At 61.1% G+C, this 13,600-nt stretch carries 10 protein-coding genes; 1 reads left to right on the top strand and 9 read right to left on the bottom strand.

Annotated elements, in window-relative coordinates; all coding sequences use genetic code 11:
• Positions 1 to 89: 89 nt before the first annotated feature.
• Positions 90 to 1,643 carry a CBS domain-containing protein gene (locus HD595_RS21235; RefSeq protein ID WP_253771608.1) on the bottom strand — a complete coding sequence of 518 codons (1,554 nt, stop codon included), beginning with the start codon at positions 1,641 to 1,643 and terminating at the stop codon, positions 90 to 92.
• Between the two features lie 96 nt (positions 1,644 to 1,739).
• Positions 1,740 to 2,975, bottom strand: a complete 1,236-nt coding sequence (locus tag HD595_RS21240) for a hypothetical protein (RefSeq protein WP_253771610.1) — start codon at positions 2,973 to 2,975, stop codon at positions 1,740 to 1,742.
• A 526-nt stretch (positions 2,976 to 3,501) separates the two neighbouring features.
• Here HD595_RS21240 and HD595_RS21245 point away from each other — a divergent pair.
• A complete protein-coding gene (locus HD595_RS21245) occupies positions 3,502 to 4,233 on the top strand; it encodes a hypothetical protein (protein ID WP_253771611.1) in 732 nt (243 codons plus the stop codon).
• Positions 4,234 to 4,547: 314 nt separating this feature from the next.
• Here HD595_RS21245 and HD595_RS21250 read toward each other — a convergent pair whose 3' ends face one another.
• The 7 genes from HD595_RS21250 to HD595_RS21280 all read right to left on the bottom strand — a co-directional run bounded on the left by HD595_RS21250 (position 4,548) and on the right by HD595_RS21280 (position 13,460).
• On the bottom strand, positions 4,548 to 7,142 hold the full coding sequence (locus HD595_RS21250) for a DEAD/DEAH box helicase (RefSeq protein WP_253771613.1): 2,595 nt from the start codon (positions 7,140 to 7,142) through the stop codon (positions 4,548 to 4,550).
• Entirely contained in the window at positions 7,139 to 9,193 is a 2,055-nt protein-coding gene (locus HD595_RS21255; RefSeq protein ID WP_253771615.1) for a site-specific DNA-methyltransferase, read from the bottom strand. The genes HD595_RS21250 and HD595_RS21255 overlap by 4 nt, the downstream gene beginning before the upstream one ends.
• A 699-nt stretch (positions 9,194 to 9,892) precedes the next feature.
• Positions 9,893 to 10,375, bottom strand: a complete 483-nt coding sequence (locus HD595_RS21260) for an NUDIX domain-containing protein (RefSeq protein ID WP_253771617.1) — start codon at positions 10,373 to 10,375, stop codon at positions 9,893 to 9,895.
• A 10-nt stretch (positions 10,376 to 10,385) separates the two neighbouring features.
• Positions 10,386 to 10,655: a GntR family transcriptional regulator gene (locus HD595_RS21265; protein ID WP_253771618.1), complete on the bottom strand. Its 270-nt coding sequence runs from the start codon at positions 10,653 to 10,655 to the stop codon at positions 10,386 to 10,388.
• A 617-nt stretch (positions 10,656 to 11,272) separates the two neighbouring features.
• Complete coding sequence (locus HD595_RS21270; protein WP_253771620.1) at positions 11,273 to 11,809, bottom strand: guanylate kinase; 537 nt, start codon at positions 11,807 to 11,809, stop codon at positions 11,273 to 11,275.
• The gene (locus HD595_RS21275) at positions 11,806 to 12,834 is read right to left on the bottom strand and encodes a P-loop nucleotide/nucleoside kinase family protein (protein ID WP_253771622.1); all 1,029 of its coding nucleotides are present in this window, start codon (positions 12,832 to 12,834) and stop codon (positions 11,806 to 11,808) included. The genes HD595_RS21270 and HD595_RS21275 overlap by 4 nt, the downstream gene beginning before the upstream one ends.
• A 245-nt stretch (positions 12,835 to 13,079) precedes the next feature.
• Positions 13,080 to 13,460: a GntR family transcriptional regulator gene (locus tag HD595_RS21280; RefSeq protein ID WP_253771624.1), complete on the bottom strand. Its 381-nt coding sequence runs from the start codon at positions 13,458 to 13,460 to the stop codon at positions 13,080 to 13,082.
• Between the last annotated feature and the right edge of the window lie 140 nt (positions 13,461 to 13,600).

Raw genomic sequence — 13,600 nt, forward strand, 5'->3', positions numbered from 1 at the left:
TGTCAGGTCCGGGCACCCGCCAGATTTGACCGGGATGCTGTTGGATCGATCCGATCTGAGTAGTTGGATCGAAGACGCCGCCCAGTGGCTCAAGGTCGTGGATCTACGATGCGGAGCATCTCGATGAAGCCCTCCACTCTCGTGAGGGTCTCCTCGTCCAACGGGTCGGGAGCGAAGTGCATCAGCTCGTTGCGAACGGCGCGGATGAGTTCCAGTAGCTCGAGGAAGAGCGCGTGATCGAGCGGCCATTCCAGCCGGCTCCAGCGCGCGGGGGAGGCAAGTAGATGCTTGTAGGCCCCGAGCATAAGGTCGTTCGCCGAGGTTACCCGGGTGGCCAGATGCCTGGGCGCGGCCTCCCGCAGTTCGTCGACGTTGAAGACCTCGTCTGCTCGCCTTCTCAGTCGCCGCTCGGCCTCCTCCACCAGGACGAAGGGTCTCGCCAGATGACCGAACTGCTGTGTCAGATCGGCTGCAGTGATAATGCCAGTCACTTTCCTGTCGGAGTCGCAGACGAAGACGTAGCCCTTGTTGTAGATCTCGTTCACTTGGCTCAGCAGGTCTTCGTGGTGGTCGACCAAGCTGGCTGTCCGGTCCACTGCGTCGGAGACGGTGCGGAGTTTCTGGCCTCGCATGGATGCCTTGCCGATGGACTCCCAACTCAGAGCACCGCGCAGGGTTCCGTTCTCGTCGATCACGGCCAGCTGTGAGTACTTGCCGCTTAGCATCTTGGTGTGGGCAATCTTGAGATTGTCCTCTAGCCGGACAGAGGCCACACCCTTGTTCGCGGACTCCAAGACGCCGACCCGTAGGGTGATTGCGGGCAGGTCCGGGGCGTCCTCGACGTCAGGCTGCAACGACTGGCTCGGGATTTCCTTGATGCTCTCCGGTTCTTCGCCGACCGGAAGGAGCTCGATGACGCTGTCGAACCAGCCCTCCGTGAAGGACGGCCGCGTCGTTACCCCCTTAGCGCCGAGATCGACCTCGATACGGGCGACCGATGCCGAGGTTCGGCGAGTGACTCCCCAACGCTTCAGGAAGTCACGGATGGTAAGCCGGATTGGCTCACCTGTACTGTTGGCAATCACTGCGTCGAGCAGCTCGTGAGGAGTGGCGAAGCCTTCCAGCATGACCATTTCGTCCGGCGTGGGACCGGGATCGACACCCTGCTCGGCGAGATGGGTGATGCGCCGGGGAGCTCCGAAGCGGCTGAGGGCGCAGACCGTTAGCAGGGAGCTCATGCTGTTGCGCAGGTCCTGCTCGATGTCGGTCTTGGCGATGTCCGTACGCCGCCATTCCACCGGTCGCACGTGACGGAAACCGGGGTCGGCATCGCTCTCGTAGCGGTACGGCCCGGTGACCCGTCCCACGGCGACGGTCTGCCGCGTCTTCAACGGGCATACAACGAGGTCGCCCTCCCGAATTTCCTGGAGAAACCGCCATAACTGCCCTGTCCAGTTGGACAGCGTTGCCTTGCCCTCGTGGGGGTAGTTCTCCGCGACCATTGCCGCGATGTCCGTACGGCTCTCGCAGGCGCCGAGGTCCCCCAGCTCGGACCAGCCCAGGATCGCCAGCCCTTCCTTTAGGGCGGTGCTCTCCCGCTGCCCGGTCTCACCGAGTCGAACCAGCCATGCCCGCGACGTCATCGGCAGCCTCCCTTGATCAACCTGGTATAAGCAACGTAAAATCGAAGAGAGCCAAGCTTGAAACTGTATGGACGAGTCATTGGCATCCGCAGATGCTTAGCGCAGCCGATTGCGGTTCCCGAGCCGTTGATCTCCCTCCGCAAGGCCAAAGACCAGGCCCCGATCACGGCTTAGACTGGATCGAATCTGATCACGCACCAGATCGGTGCTAGCGCCGCGAGTGCCAATCCACCCTTGCCCTAGGAGTTCGGCGAATAGCGTGTTGGTCAAGTGGCGAGGTACTGTCGCGTAGCCGATTCGTCGTCCACCTTGGCCTCCGCGGTTCTTCTCTAGTAAGAGTTCAAAGTGTTCCCTACTCAGATACATACCTGGAACTAGATCCGTGTTGCCCGGCTCGAACTGCATCGGCTCATGGAGCTTGAAGAAGGTGGCCGTGTCCAGCAGTCTGATATCAGTGACATCCGCGCCGACCTTGCACTTTTCGTCAATGGCTTTCATGCGCTGAAGCTCGCTGTCCAGAATATGACTCGGCCTGTAGACCCAGCCGGCTTGAGCTTCATGCTGGAACTTCTTGTACTGCACACATACAAAGCAGCCGTGAAACTCGTTGTAGTACACAAGGTCGACGCCTGTGAGGTGTTCGAGTGGGCGTGTATTCGCATAGAACACAGACAATCGACGCTTCCCTCTATAGAATCGCTGCTCTGTCCAGGATGCTTGGACTCGCATCCAGCCCGGAAGATGCTGCCAGTCGTGCCGAATCACGTCGTCCTCGTACGGGCGTTCCGGAGGCTCATCTTCGAGAAAATCGGCACGCAGGCCGAAGCCGGCCCAGTCACGCAGAGGCTCACGATCCATATCAGCGGCGGTGAGGAGGAGTCCTGTCATGTCGCGTTGGGTAGCGATGATCTCCGCAATGCCGCCACGCGGGACATTTTGGCTGACCCGACTTTCCAGATCATCCAAAAGGTCGCTGAGATGTGGAGCCTCATCCCGAATCGCGTCGACAAGCCTTCGTCCAAGGGCGGTCGATAGCGGACCTTGGACACGGAGTACATCGGCATATCTACCGAGAAGATCGGACAAACGATCTGTGGAAATCCGGGGGGCGATAGGCGAGAATTCCTCGATCCGGAAGCGACGCTCGTAGGTCCCTGCCATGTTGCCAGGAACAGAGATGCCGAGCCCTACCACGTGCTCAACGACCTGGCCTTCAACACGGTCCAGAAAGGCGACCAGATATCGACGCCGGAGCTTCCAATCGCCGGTGGGGCCCGAGAATACCGGGTGCTCGACAAGGGAACGTCTCTCCAGCAGGAGACGGTCTCGCATCGCGGAGGTGATCCTAAGCAAGGCGACTCGGAGCTCGGATTTAGGCGCTGGATCGATTTGTGGGACGTCTTGTGTCACGCCTGAAATCATTCCGGATCTGGTTGTCCTTCGCCAGTGGCAGCGGAGACATGTATACACTCGCCGTCTAGGTCACTCGGGACAACGATTCGGGGTGGCATAGATAGCCGAGCGTCTGACGATGACAACAGGTCCCGGCTCAAGGAGCCGCAGGGCCGAGAAACGGAAGACCTGGCCAGCCTCCGCTGTAGGAGAGCGAAAGCTCCGCTGTCTTCTTGGGCTGGTTGAGCTGGGCAATTAGCCTACGCGGCGCGTGGGAGACGCAAGATCATCCCGCGTCTATCCCCGGCCTTGGCCACGCGAGCAACCATGTCATCCGATGACAAGCGAACCTGGGCTACAACGCCACATTGCGGTGCTCGGCTCCATCCCGTACTTCAAGCCAAGTAGGTCGGCGCCGAAGTATGGTCCCCTGGCGTCGCCGCGCTCTTGAGGCGATAGTCAGGGAGTGAACTGGGCTCAGGTCATCCCTGCACTCTTCGCCCTGGCCGGTGCGCTCATCGGTAGCGCGGCATCTCTCCTCAGCACCCGCTGGTCGCAACTGCAACAGGTGAAGCTTGAACGTGAGCGTCGGGACCAGGAGCGCGAACGCGCCGCTCTCCTGAGCGCCCGCGAGGCCATCGCGAAGCTGATCCAGCTGCGGCTCAAGCCCAGCCAAGCCGTCGAGCTGCGGGACTATCGGGCATCCCTGCGCCGCTGTCCCCGGCCGAAACCTGAAGATTGGCCACCAAAAGAGGATGACCAGGCATGGAAGGAGGAACGCGACGACCTGCTGCTTCAGTTGAAGCTGGCCATCGACGAATTCTCTGATTCATCCGTAAGGGAAAGGCTCGACGGGATCCACCTTGTGTTGCACTTCGCAGACTTTTGGTGGAGGGAAATCGGTAGACCCGAATCTTCTATCAGGGGTGCCGTGACACATGACGCCCGCGCGCTTCTAGGGCGGATCAGCCGTGGAGAACCGCCAGGGGAGCTGTCAGACGTGTCCCAAGATGCGCTTGAGACGGTGCGCGACCGCATCGACATCCACGAAGAGATCCAAGAGCTACAAGAGAAGGAACGTGAACGACGTTTCGCGGTGGAATTTGAGAATCGACCGCCTATATTCGGGGGAAATGCCCAGCCTTCACAAGACGAAGAGCTCGGTTCAGAACCAGGCTCTTCCGATAGTGAACGTTAGCTGCACAGAAAGAATTCATAGAGTCGTGGCCGCCTTCATTACAAGATTTCGCGTGATCGTCCAGAGGGATCTACCCCTGCCTCCGTGCGGTGGTCGCGGCCACTCTAAGTCCTCGGCTCGGTCCACCGTCGTCCGTGCTAGTCCAAGGCCCTTGCTAAGCAGCCACGTTAGCAAGATTCCGACCGCAGCCACGATAATCGATGGCAAGAGGACCCGCACCGCAGGGCCGCCAGGCCCGAGGCGTGGAAGCCTCGCGGCAGCCTGCCTCTCCTCGGCATAGTGGGACGTATTCCAGTTCGCTCGACAGCAGGACTCTACTTATAGTCCTGTGCGGTCGATCCTTCATAGAGTGCCTTGGCCGAGTTGGCTTTCATTACAGCCTCGCGAACCAGCTCATCCGTTAGATCCAGCACACGAAGCGTGTCACCGATCTTGGCGACCGCCTCGACTCGGTGGAACTCCGAGCCGTACGCTTTTACGAAATCAGCGAGCCCTCGTAGCTTCGGAAGCGCGTCAGCGAGATGGTGCCCGTGGGGATCTATGATGCTGACCTTGACCGCATCATCATGTTCCGTGAAGAACATCAGGTCCGGCCGAACACTACGCCAGGTGTCCCCAGCGTCTCGATAAGCCACCCCCAGGGAGTCTTGAGAGGCCCTTCCGGGATTCCGATACCAGGCAAGAGTTCCCGGACGTGCCATCTCCGCATCGAGAACGTCGCGCTCCCATCCATTGAGCGACCCGATCGGGAACATACCGGCGGCGTCCGAGAGAAGGTGCTTGAGCCGGGTCTCGATCGCCACCTCGTTCCCATCCTTGTCGAGCTTCTTCGTCTCTTCGAGGCGATTCACAGGACGTGTGATACCGATCCTCTGGGGTGACGTACTCATCGCGCGAATCTCGTTGTAGACCTGCTGCCGCTCGTCCGAAAGGGCCTTGATCTGAACGCGGTGGGCATCAAGCCACTTCTGCGCCAGCTGATCCGCAGCCTCATCAAGATGCTCGCGTACACCGGGGACTTTGGCAACTGCTGCCACTTTGATGTACGCGTCCCTCAGCCCATCATCGTCCGCCCCGTCATCCTCAGGAGCAAGATGGTCAACATATGTCCTGGACACGTCCGGTGTGAGCACTCGCCCGGCTGCCCGGTATGAGTCCTGGATGGCCCGATCATCGGCCTGCTCGCTGAACGCCAAATTTTCCCGCTCACCTGAGAGTCGATGTCCGGTAACCGTGCCGCCTTCCATTGTCAGAACATCGTTATACGCATCCTCCATGGCGGATTTGAAGCGTGCTGCGAAGCCGTCAAGCACGCCATGTAGGTGCCCGTGGGCTTGCTTCCCAGCGTCTGCGAGTAGGCCGTCCCGCGAGAGTGCTTGCGCAAGCGCCGTCAGTCGTTTGATGGGCTTGGCGGCCTTCTTAGGCACGGATTGGCTCGGGATCGCCTCTAGCGCCTCCCATACCGCTTCACTGATGCTCGGATTGGGAAGCATCTCCTCAGCGCCAATCAGGACGCGGCGTTCATCGTCTGGCTCCGGAAGATCCTCAGAGGCACTCATCAAGGCATCGATTACCTCTGTTGCCGTGGTGCGGTCGAAGAATGGCAGGATGCACTCGACAGAGTTCAGTTTCTCGTTTCCTGGGATGCGTCTGGCAAGAGGCGTTCGGACCATGCGACCTAGCAACTGCGTGATGTGGGTAGCGTCCTTAGCCGGCCGGAACGAGACCATTACCTCCGCGCGGGGGCAGTCCCAGCCGGTCGAGATCGCATCCTTCGCCAAGAGGATGCGAATGTGCCTGGCATCTTGCACCCGCTCCGGGGCGATGTACGGGACGTTCCATGGCCCGTACTGCTGTGTACTGCGCTCTCCGAAGACGTTCGCCACGGCATCTGAAGGCAGTTCTGGCCACTCAGCGAAGATCACATCAAGAGCTTGGCAGAGCATCTTGGGATCCGGAGTGTTCGGTGACTGCAAGACCATCAACGGCACAACAGGATGCGCATCTTCCTGCTCCGCGTTGTATTCGGCCCATGCTTCAGTTGACTCCCGGATCTTGCGAGTCGCGCGGCGAAGTAGCACTGTGTCGAACACCCCGGACTCGTTCGGGAAGTCGAGAACGATGTCGTCTTTGAGTAGGCCGGATTCCTGAACCCGCTTGGGGTCAACGCCGACACGTGGAAGAGTCATCCGACTGCTGGAAACTTCTGCGGTCTTCATCGCCACCTCAAAGCGTTCGACGGTCGCGGAGATGCCCCACACCACCGGCACGGGCGGGATATCCGCGTGACCGTTGATCAGCCTCTTGACGATGGTCGGCTTGTCCTTGGCCGACTTCGAGATGCCCATGCCCCGGTGTGCTTCGTCCAGAACCATGTACAGCGTGAGGTTGGGATCCTCGATGGTGTTCGCGATGGTCTCCCAGATCGTGTATGTCCGTAGATCCGGGCCGCTATCAAGCGCCATACCTGGGAAGTGGTTTTCTTCATCCCGGTGACCACGGGTGAGGAGAGAGGTCTTCGATAGCTTGGAGGTATTAAGAAAGTACACCTTTCCGGGCTTGAACTTCTCGGCCTGGAACGGGTGTTCAACGACGATCAGGTTGGGGTATCCGATCTGATCGGACGCCTGCAATAGGCGGAAGCGCGTCTGCTCGTTGAGACTCGGGTCGTCACTGAACCATAGGACCACAGCAGTGGGGTCGGGCGCGAAATCCAGCTCATCATTGCCGTTGAAGAGCGCTTCGATGACAGCGGCGGCCATCACGGTCTTTCCTGCGCCTGTGGTCGCCGTCAGCGCGAAGGACGATACCCGCGGCTTGGTCCGATGGTAGAAGTCGCGGGCATCTGCCAGATTGCTCAGCACCTCAGCCACAGCATCGGCCTGATAGTCCTTGAGGGTGAACTTCACAGCTGCGCTCCTGCATTGATCTCGAAGTTCTTCAGGTACGACTCGTACAGCCGGACCGGCTCCACTCGATCCGGGAGTTCGGCGCAGATCATCTGGAAGCGGCGGTCATCGTCGGTGACGATGAAAGCCAGATGCGTGGATGGAGTATCGGCCATGGCCTGCAGGAACACTGCGCTCTTGTCCAGGTCTTGGAGGACCCCATAAGTGTCTGCCACATCCCACCCCTGGGGAACGGCATCGATACGACGGCCCTTCGCCCCTGCTCGGAGCCACAGCAAAGGAGCGATCGCCTTGAACTCACGATTCTGCGTGATACGCCATACGGACTCGTAGGTCATCTCAAAGAACTCGACGTTAGCGTCTACCTTGTCCCCGTAAGCCGATCCATCGGGCTTCACACCTGTCACAACCGTTGAGATTCGCGGCTTTGTGACGTACTCAAATACGCCCTTGGCTTCCCACTCAACATCTCCTCGGCGAAGGCCCGCCTTACGCATGGCTCGAGTCTCCTTGGCGCCTACCTCGTTGTTCGTCACGAGGATGCACTGCCGCGAACCAGAGTCCTGTGCATTGAGACGAATGACGGCTTCCATCGTCGTTCCTGACCCACCGAAGAAGTCGAGTATTACGCCGTCTTTGGGTGAGACCAGGCCAATCCAGCGCGCGAGGACCGTATGGTCTTTCGGAAATGGGAACCGCGAGTCTCCAAACAACGATTTCATTCGCTTGGACGCAGATGTTCTCTTCTGCTCAAATACGGATGTGGGGACCATGCCGATTCCCGGATCGTTATCGCCACTATCTTCAGAATCGTCCGACGCATCGGATCCGAGGTACGTCTTCCGGTTTATGTATTCGGTGTGGTCGGCGCCCCACATAATCAGCCCGGCATCGATATCTTCCTGCATCCGCTCAGGCTTGGAGTACACCCACCCGCGAGCAGGCACCAGTACCGGGAGACCCGTTACTGGATGGAGCACATCGTATCGCGGACCGCCACCACCAGGCCAGGAGATGTCTCGCTTGCGGAAGACGCGCCCATCGGGCTCGAATTCATAGAAACGATTATTCTCCTTGGCTGGGTGATTCTTCGGGAGTGAACGTATCCACTCCTTCATGAGCACTGTCGCCTTTTCTTGATCATGGCCGGATTCTTCCCAAACGCGAGCTGCTGCGGAGGCAATCTCTGCTGTCCCTGGGCGTGGCTCTCTCCAACGGACACCGTTTCGCCTGAGAGTGGATTCATCCTTGGCGTATATGAGCATGTAGTCCGCGCCATTTGAAATGTACCGTGAGTCGTTCTTTCGGCCGCCCTGCCACACGACATCGGAGATGAAGTTCTGCTCATGGAACACCTGATCCATGAGCATTCGAAGTCGATGATGCTGATCGTCGCCAATGGCGACGATGATTATCCCAGTGTCTTTCAAGAGTTCGCGCGCTAGGATTAGGCGCCGTTCCATGAAGGCCAACCATTTGGAGTGGCGATATAGATCTTCGCCATCAACGTGTCTGTCATTATAGATCCACTCATCCTGGCCTGTGTTATATGGCGGATCGATGTAAATGCAATCGATTCTCTCCTGATGCGTATAGAGAAGCATCTCCAACGCATGGAAGTTCTCTCCGTTGATGACGGCATGCCACGGTTGGCCGTCACTCAGGTGGAGGGCTCCGGTGGATCGGAGGCCAGGATAGATCGGGTCCCTGAACTCGGCGACGACAACGAGGTCGTCAGCCGAGACAGTGCGATTTTCGGGCTCCTTGGCACCGATCAGGTCCAGGTGTCCAACCTTCGCGCCGTCCACCGTCTCGACACTGCGAACACGCCAGAGTCGGACGTCACCCTGCTTGGTCTCTCCGCGCGCAGGCAAGATTCTCACCTTGTCGCCCTTGCGAACGGAGCGCTTAGGGAGCTCCACCGCTTCAGGTTGATGGCGTTCGAAGTTGATGCCGAAGGGCCGACGGCGGGAGAGTGTCTGGACCTCAGCTTCAAGATCTGCCCCGAGCTGAGGATCGACCCTTTTCGCCTGTCGAATCAGGTCAGTCAACCTCGACACTTTTCCCCCTCGTCATTGAGCTACAAGGCACAGCAGACACACTAAGGCTTGGTAACTGTGTCATCAGCAATTTCCCCCGACTGGTCGGGACGCCGCTGTCGCCACATAGCAGGCTACGTGAGCAGCGATCCCCAAGCACCAAGTCACCGAGCTATGCCTAGTCCACTCAGTCGATCTTGGCAAGCCCCGTGCTCAGGCCCCTCTGTTGGGCCTGATGTCCAGCTGCAACTGGGCACGAAGGCCCTCCGGTCTGCTGGACTTGCTCGAGGCCAATGGCGGACGAGGAGACCAGGCTTCAACTGAGAGGGGAGCCCTCTTTGGCTGGCCACCTCTTCGTAATCGCCTCGGAGCTGGGGATCTCGGCTGTAGGTATGCGCTAACCGCCACGGGTTGCAGCCGGAATGTCGGGTCGCTGGCCGCACCCAGCGATGGGCTTTACTCTCACGTCTTCTGGCTGTCCGCCCGGTGGCTGTTGGCGCGTGGGCGGTGCTGGCCGCGACCGGCCGGAGAGCCGCAGCGCGGTCAGCAGACCGCCCGGTGCGCGGCGGCTCGCCGCAGGCGAGACGCCCTTGAAAGCGTGGAGAAAGTACTCATCCAAACGGCGATCATGGCTGTGGCCTGGGCATTGTCTCGTTGCTGCCGGTCTGGGCCGGTCGCTGCTTGGCGGTGGACCGGGGTGGTCGGCTGCGTTCAGCCGATGTGTGGACTGTGGCTCCCGTCCGACTGGAGGTAGTGGCTGATCCGCAGACTCATGGAGCGATCCATCCGGTAGTTCGACATCTCATCCCGCGGAACCCAGCGGACTTCGCGGGACTCGTCGCTGGGTGTCGGCTCGCCAGCAACGGCTCGGGCAGTGAGGACGATGGAGAACTCCTGCCGGACCTCGCCGTTGCTGGTGTAGAAGATGACGTGGTTGGGATCGCTGTAGGTCCCGACAAGCCCTCTGATCTCGCAGGTGATGCCCGTTTCTTCCAGTGTCTCGCGTACGGCTGCTGCCGGGATGGACTCGCCGAGATCGATGGCTCCGCCGGGTAGCGCCCAGTTGTCGTTGTCGGAGCGGCGTCTCAGGAGGATGTCGCCGACCTCGTTGGTGACGACGACGTTGACCGACGGGACGAGACTGTTCGCGGCCGGCGCCTGTGGGTCGTTGTAGAAGTCGATCCTGTGAGTCACGGCCCGGAGCCTACTTGCTGGACGTCTCGTCTTCCGGCGGCTTGGCGTCGCTTGGCTGGCTGACGAAGCTGCCGAGGCCGCGGACGGTGTAGATGGTGCCTTCTTCGCGGAGGGCTCGCATCACCTTGTGGGCGGTCATGCGGGCGATGCCGAACTCCTGCATCAGATCGTTCTCGCTCGGCACTCGTGAGCCGGGGCGGTAGACGCCGGCGGCGATGCGCTCACGGATCACGTCGGCGACCTGCTCCCAGCGAGGCCGGTCCTGGCGGAACTCGATCATGACGTCACTGTAGGAACCCGTAACGCCCCATCGTTTCCCGGATGGCTCTATAGAGCCCTATAGACAACCCATCTGAGCTTTGCTTACGCTGGCCCCATGGCACTCCCCGGTTGCGACCTCGACGCACTTCGCTCCACATTCCCCGGCTGGTCCTTCTTCCGTAGCGATGCGGGTGCCCTCTACGCGACCAGGCGAGGCACCTCGCTTTGCAGGGCAGAGATCGACGCGGGGCTTGAGCAGACGGTTAGCGCCGACGATTACGTGACCCTCGTGGCACTGCTGCGAGCGCAGCAGGTCCGGCAGTGATGCGGCGGCGTCATGGACCTGCATGACTACCACGGGCCGCACGCCGCTCCTCGTGAGCCATGGGCTGAGTCGGTGGAGTGGGAGCGGAGCGTGCCGCGCGCCGAGCGGTTGCGCGTGCGTGAACACACCTGCTGGTGCCAGCGTCCGCACTTCGAACTGTGTACGGCGGGCGGGTTGTGGTTTGTCCGGCGGATGCTGGCGGGGTCCCCGGTTGATGTCGTCGAGACAAGCTGGATGCGGGAATGCGCGGCGAAGGACCTATGGCATCGGATCTTGAGCGGTCAGGCGCGGTGACCGAGGAGCGGCGCCTCCTAGTGGAGAATGGCCTCGGCTATCTGTCGTGCCGCTTCCTCGGGTGCCACCTGGTCGGTGCGTATCCGCAGCGAGAAGAGGCCGGTGTCGTGGGCTTGCAGGTCGAGCAGGGTCTCGTCCCATGCGCTCAGACGTCCGGCGGTGTCGCCGTCACCTCGTTGCCGGGATCGCCGCTCACAGACATCGCGAGGTACCCACAGCAGGACGAGCAGCCAAGCGCCGGCTTCGGCCAGGCGCAGGACGTCAGGGATGTTGCCCATGTGAACGACCGGCACTCGTCCGGTCTGAGCCAGCTGCTCGATCTGGTCGCGGTCGATGGCGTAGACGTTGCCGTAGCGGTGGGTCTCCGCGAGCAGCCGTCCGGCGGCTCGCAACCGGGCGAGGTGTTTGGAGGTGACGAAGTCGTATTCGGTGCCGCGTCTGCTACCGGCCTTGAGCTTGCGAAACAGGACGAACCTTGGGTCACGAGCCGTCAGGGCGGTGGTGGTGGTGCTCTTGCCGCTGGCCGGCGGGCCGTACAAGACGATGCCCTTCACAACAGGATCCGTTTGAGGGTCTCGCGGGTCTGGTCCGCCAGGCTGATCGCGGCGCCGAGACGGTTGTCCACGGTGATGTGTGCGGTGGGCGGGCAGGTCTCGGTGTTGAGGCCGCTGATGTAGGTGTCCCAGTTGTCGAGCTTCCAGCAATCGCGGGCGGCGCCGCGGAACTCGATGTACTCGCGCATGGACTCGACGTCGCAGCGCACCCACACCACGGCGACATCGATGCCCTTGGCGGCGCAGCGGTTCGTCAGGCGGGACACCCAGTCGGGATCGGCCAGCTCGGCGATGAACGGGGCCGACAGGATGGCCGAGGTGCCGACGTTGAGGTTGTCGAACGCGGTCTCCATCAGGCAGCGGTACTCCAGTGGCCGGACCTCGCGCAGGTACAGCTCGGTGTGACGGTCGTGCGGGTCGCCACCGAGGGAGACGAGCAGGCGTTCGACCATGGCGCGGGTGAGGGAGTCCTTGTCGAGGAAGGCCCAGCCGGTGATGTCGGACAGGAACCGGGAGAACTCGGTCTTGCCGGATCCGGCGTAGCCGCCGACGAGGGTGAGAATCGGCTTCGGGCTGCCTTTGCCGTGCCGGCGGCGCCAGGCGTCGACCACGCGGTTGAGGAGTGCGTTCTGCTCGGCGTTGGAAGGGCTGCCCGAGACTTTGATGAGGGTCTGTTCGATGACCTGGGCGGCGGCGTTGTCCGCTGCGGGGTCGGTGGGGGCGGGCAAATCCGAGATGGAATTTTCCACTTCGGTTATTTCGCCGGGTAGTGGTAGGCGGAAACCTAGCTTGGGCTCAGTTGCCTGATAGAGGAGGCAATACGCGCGGCGGTAGTGTGGTCCGGGATATACCGATCCCTGCTCGTGTGCCCATAGTGTCTGGAAATTGGCGGCTGGTGCGACGAGGCCGTGTCGGTGGGCGACCTGTCGGAGCTGGTCGCCTGCTGCTTCGAGGGTGAGGCCGTGCGCTTCGCGGTGCTGGCGCAGCAGTAGGGGGCGCCATCCCGGGCGCTGGATTGTCTTCATCGCATCCTTTTGCGCACTTTGAGAAGCGGGCATGTGAAAGCGCGTGTGTAACCGCCGTGCAGGCAGCAATGAAGAAGCTTAGCTAACGCTCCGTGATACCGAACAGCGCGAATACGCGATGAACTAACGGCATCCCCGCCGGGATAGAGACCGACCAGAAAGGGGTGCCGGAATGACCGCAAACAAGCGGCTATTGGACGAGCTTCGCGCTATTCAGGCCGAGATGGAGGAGTTGGCCTGCCGGGTCAGCGAGATCGCTTCCGCTCTTGGAACACGGCCTTTTCCAGATCGGCGATCCGCCCGCCGAGATCGGCAAGGGTCTGGCGCATCTGAGAGAGCTGGTCCATGACGTCCGTCGAGACCGCCCCCTCGGCGCCGGCCTCGACGCTGGCCTCGGCGGCGCCCTCGCGGACGAACACGCCCTTGCCCTGCTGGCCGACGACCAGGTTCTCGGTACGGAGGACGCTGATGGCCGCCTTGACCACGCTCGCGGACACGTCGTAGCGCTGGCAGAGCTGAGCGGTCGACGGCAGCGCCGCGCCAGGAGCGAGTGATCCCGTCCTGATCTGCCTGCGCAGGTCGTCGGCTATCTGGAGGTAGCCGGGGCGACCCGTCTTCTCGACCATCCCGTGCCCTTCGCGAGGTTGTCTGCCTCCAGTTCAGCACACCCCATCCGACATGCCAACCAAGTCTTCGTGGAATCCCTTGACAACTTAGAATTCCAAGCGTTCTATGTATGCCAAGAGGTTCACTCCGATCGAACGAA

Source organism: Nonomuraea roseoviolacea subsp. carminata (assembly GCF_024172185.1).
Taxonomy (GTDB): Bacteria; Actinomycetota; Actinomycetes; order Streptosporangiales; family Streptosporangiaceae; genus Nonomuraea; species Nonomuraea roseoviolacea.

Excerpts from the sequence above, each read along its gene's own strand:
- HD595_RS21235 (WP_253771608.1), bottom strand. The coding sequence starts at position 1,643 with ATGACGTCGCGGGCATGGCTGGTTCGACTCGGTGAGACCGGGCAGCGG.
- HD595_RS21240 (WP_253771610.1), bottom strand. The coding sequence starts at position 2,975 with ATGCGAGACCGTCTCCTGCTGGAGAGACGTTCCCTTGTCGAGCACCCG.
- HD595_RS21265 (WP_253771618.1), bottom strand. The coding sequence starts at position 10,655 with ATGATCGAGTTCCGCCAGGACCGGCCTCGCTGGGAGCAGGTCGCCGAC.
- HD595_RS21275 (WP_253771622.1), bottom strand. The coding sequence starts at position 12,834 with ATGAAGACAATCCAGCGCCCGGGATGGCGCCCCCTACTGCTGCGCCAG.
- HD595_RS21280 (WP_253771624.1), bottom strand. The coding sequence starts at position 13,460 with ATGGTCGAGAAGACGGGTCGCCCCGGCTACCTCCAGATAGCCGACGAC.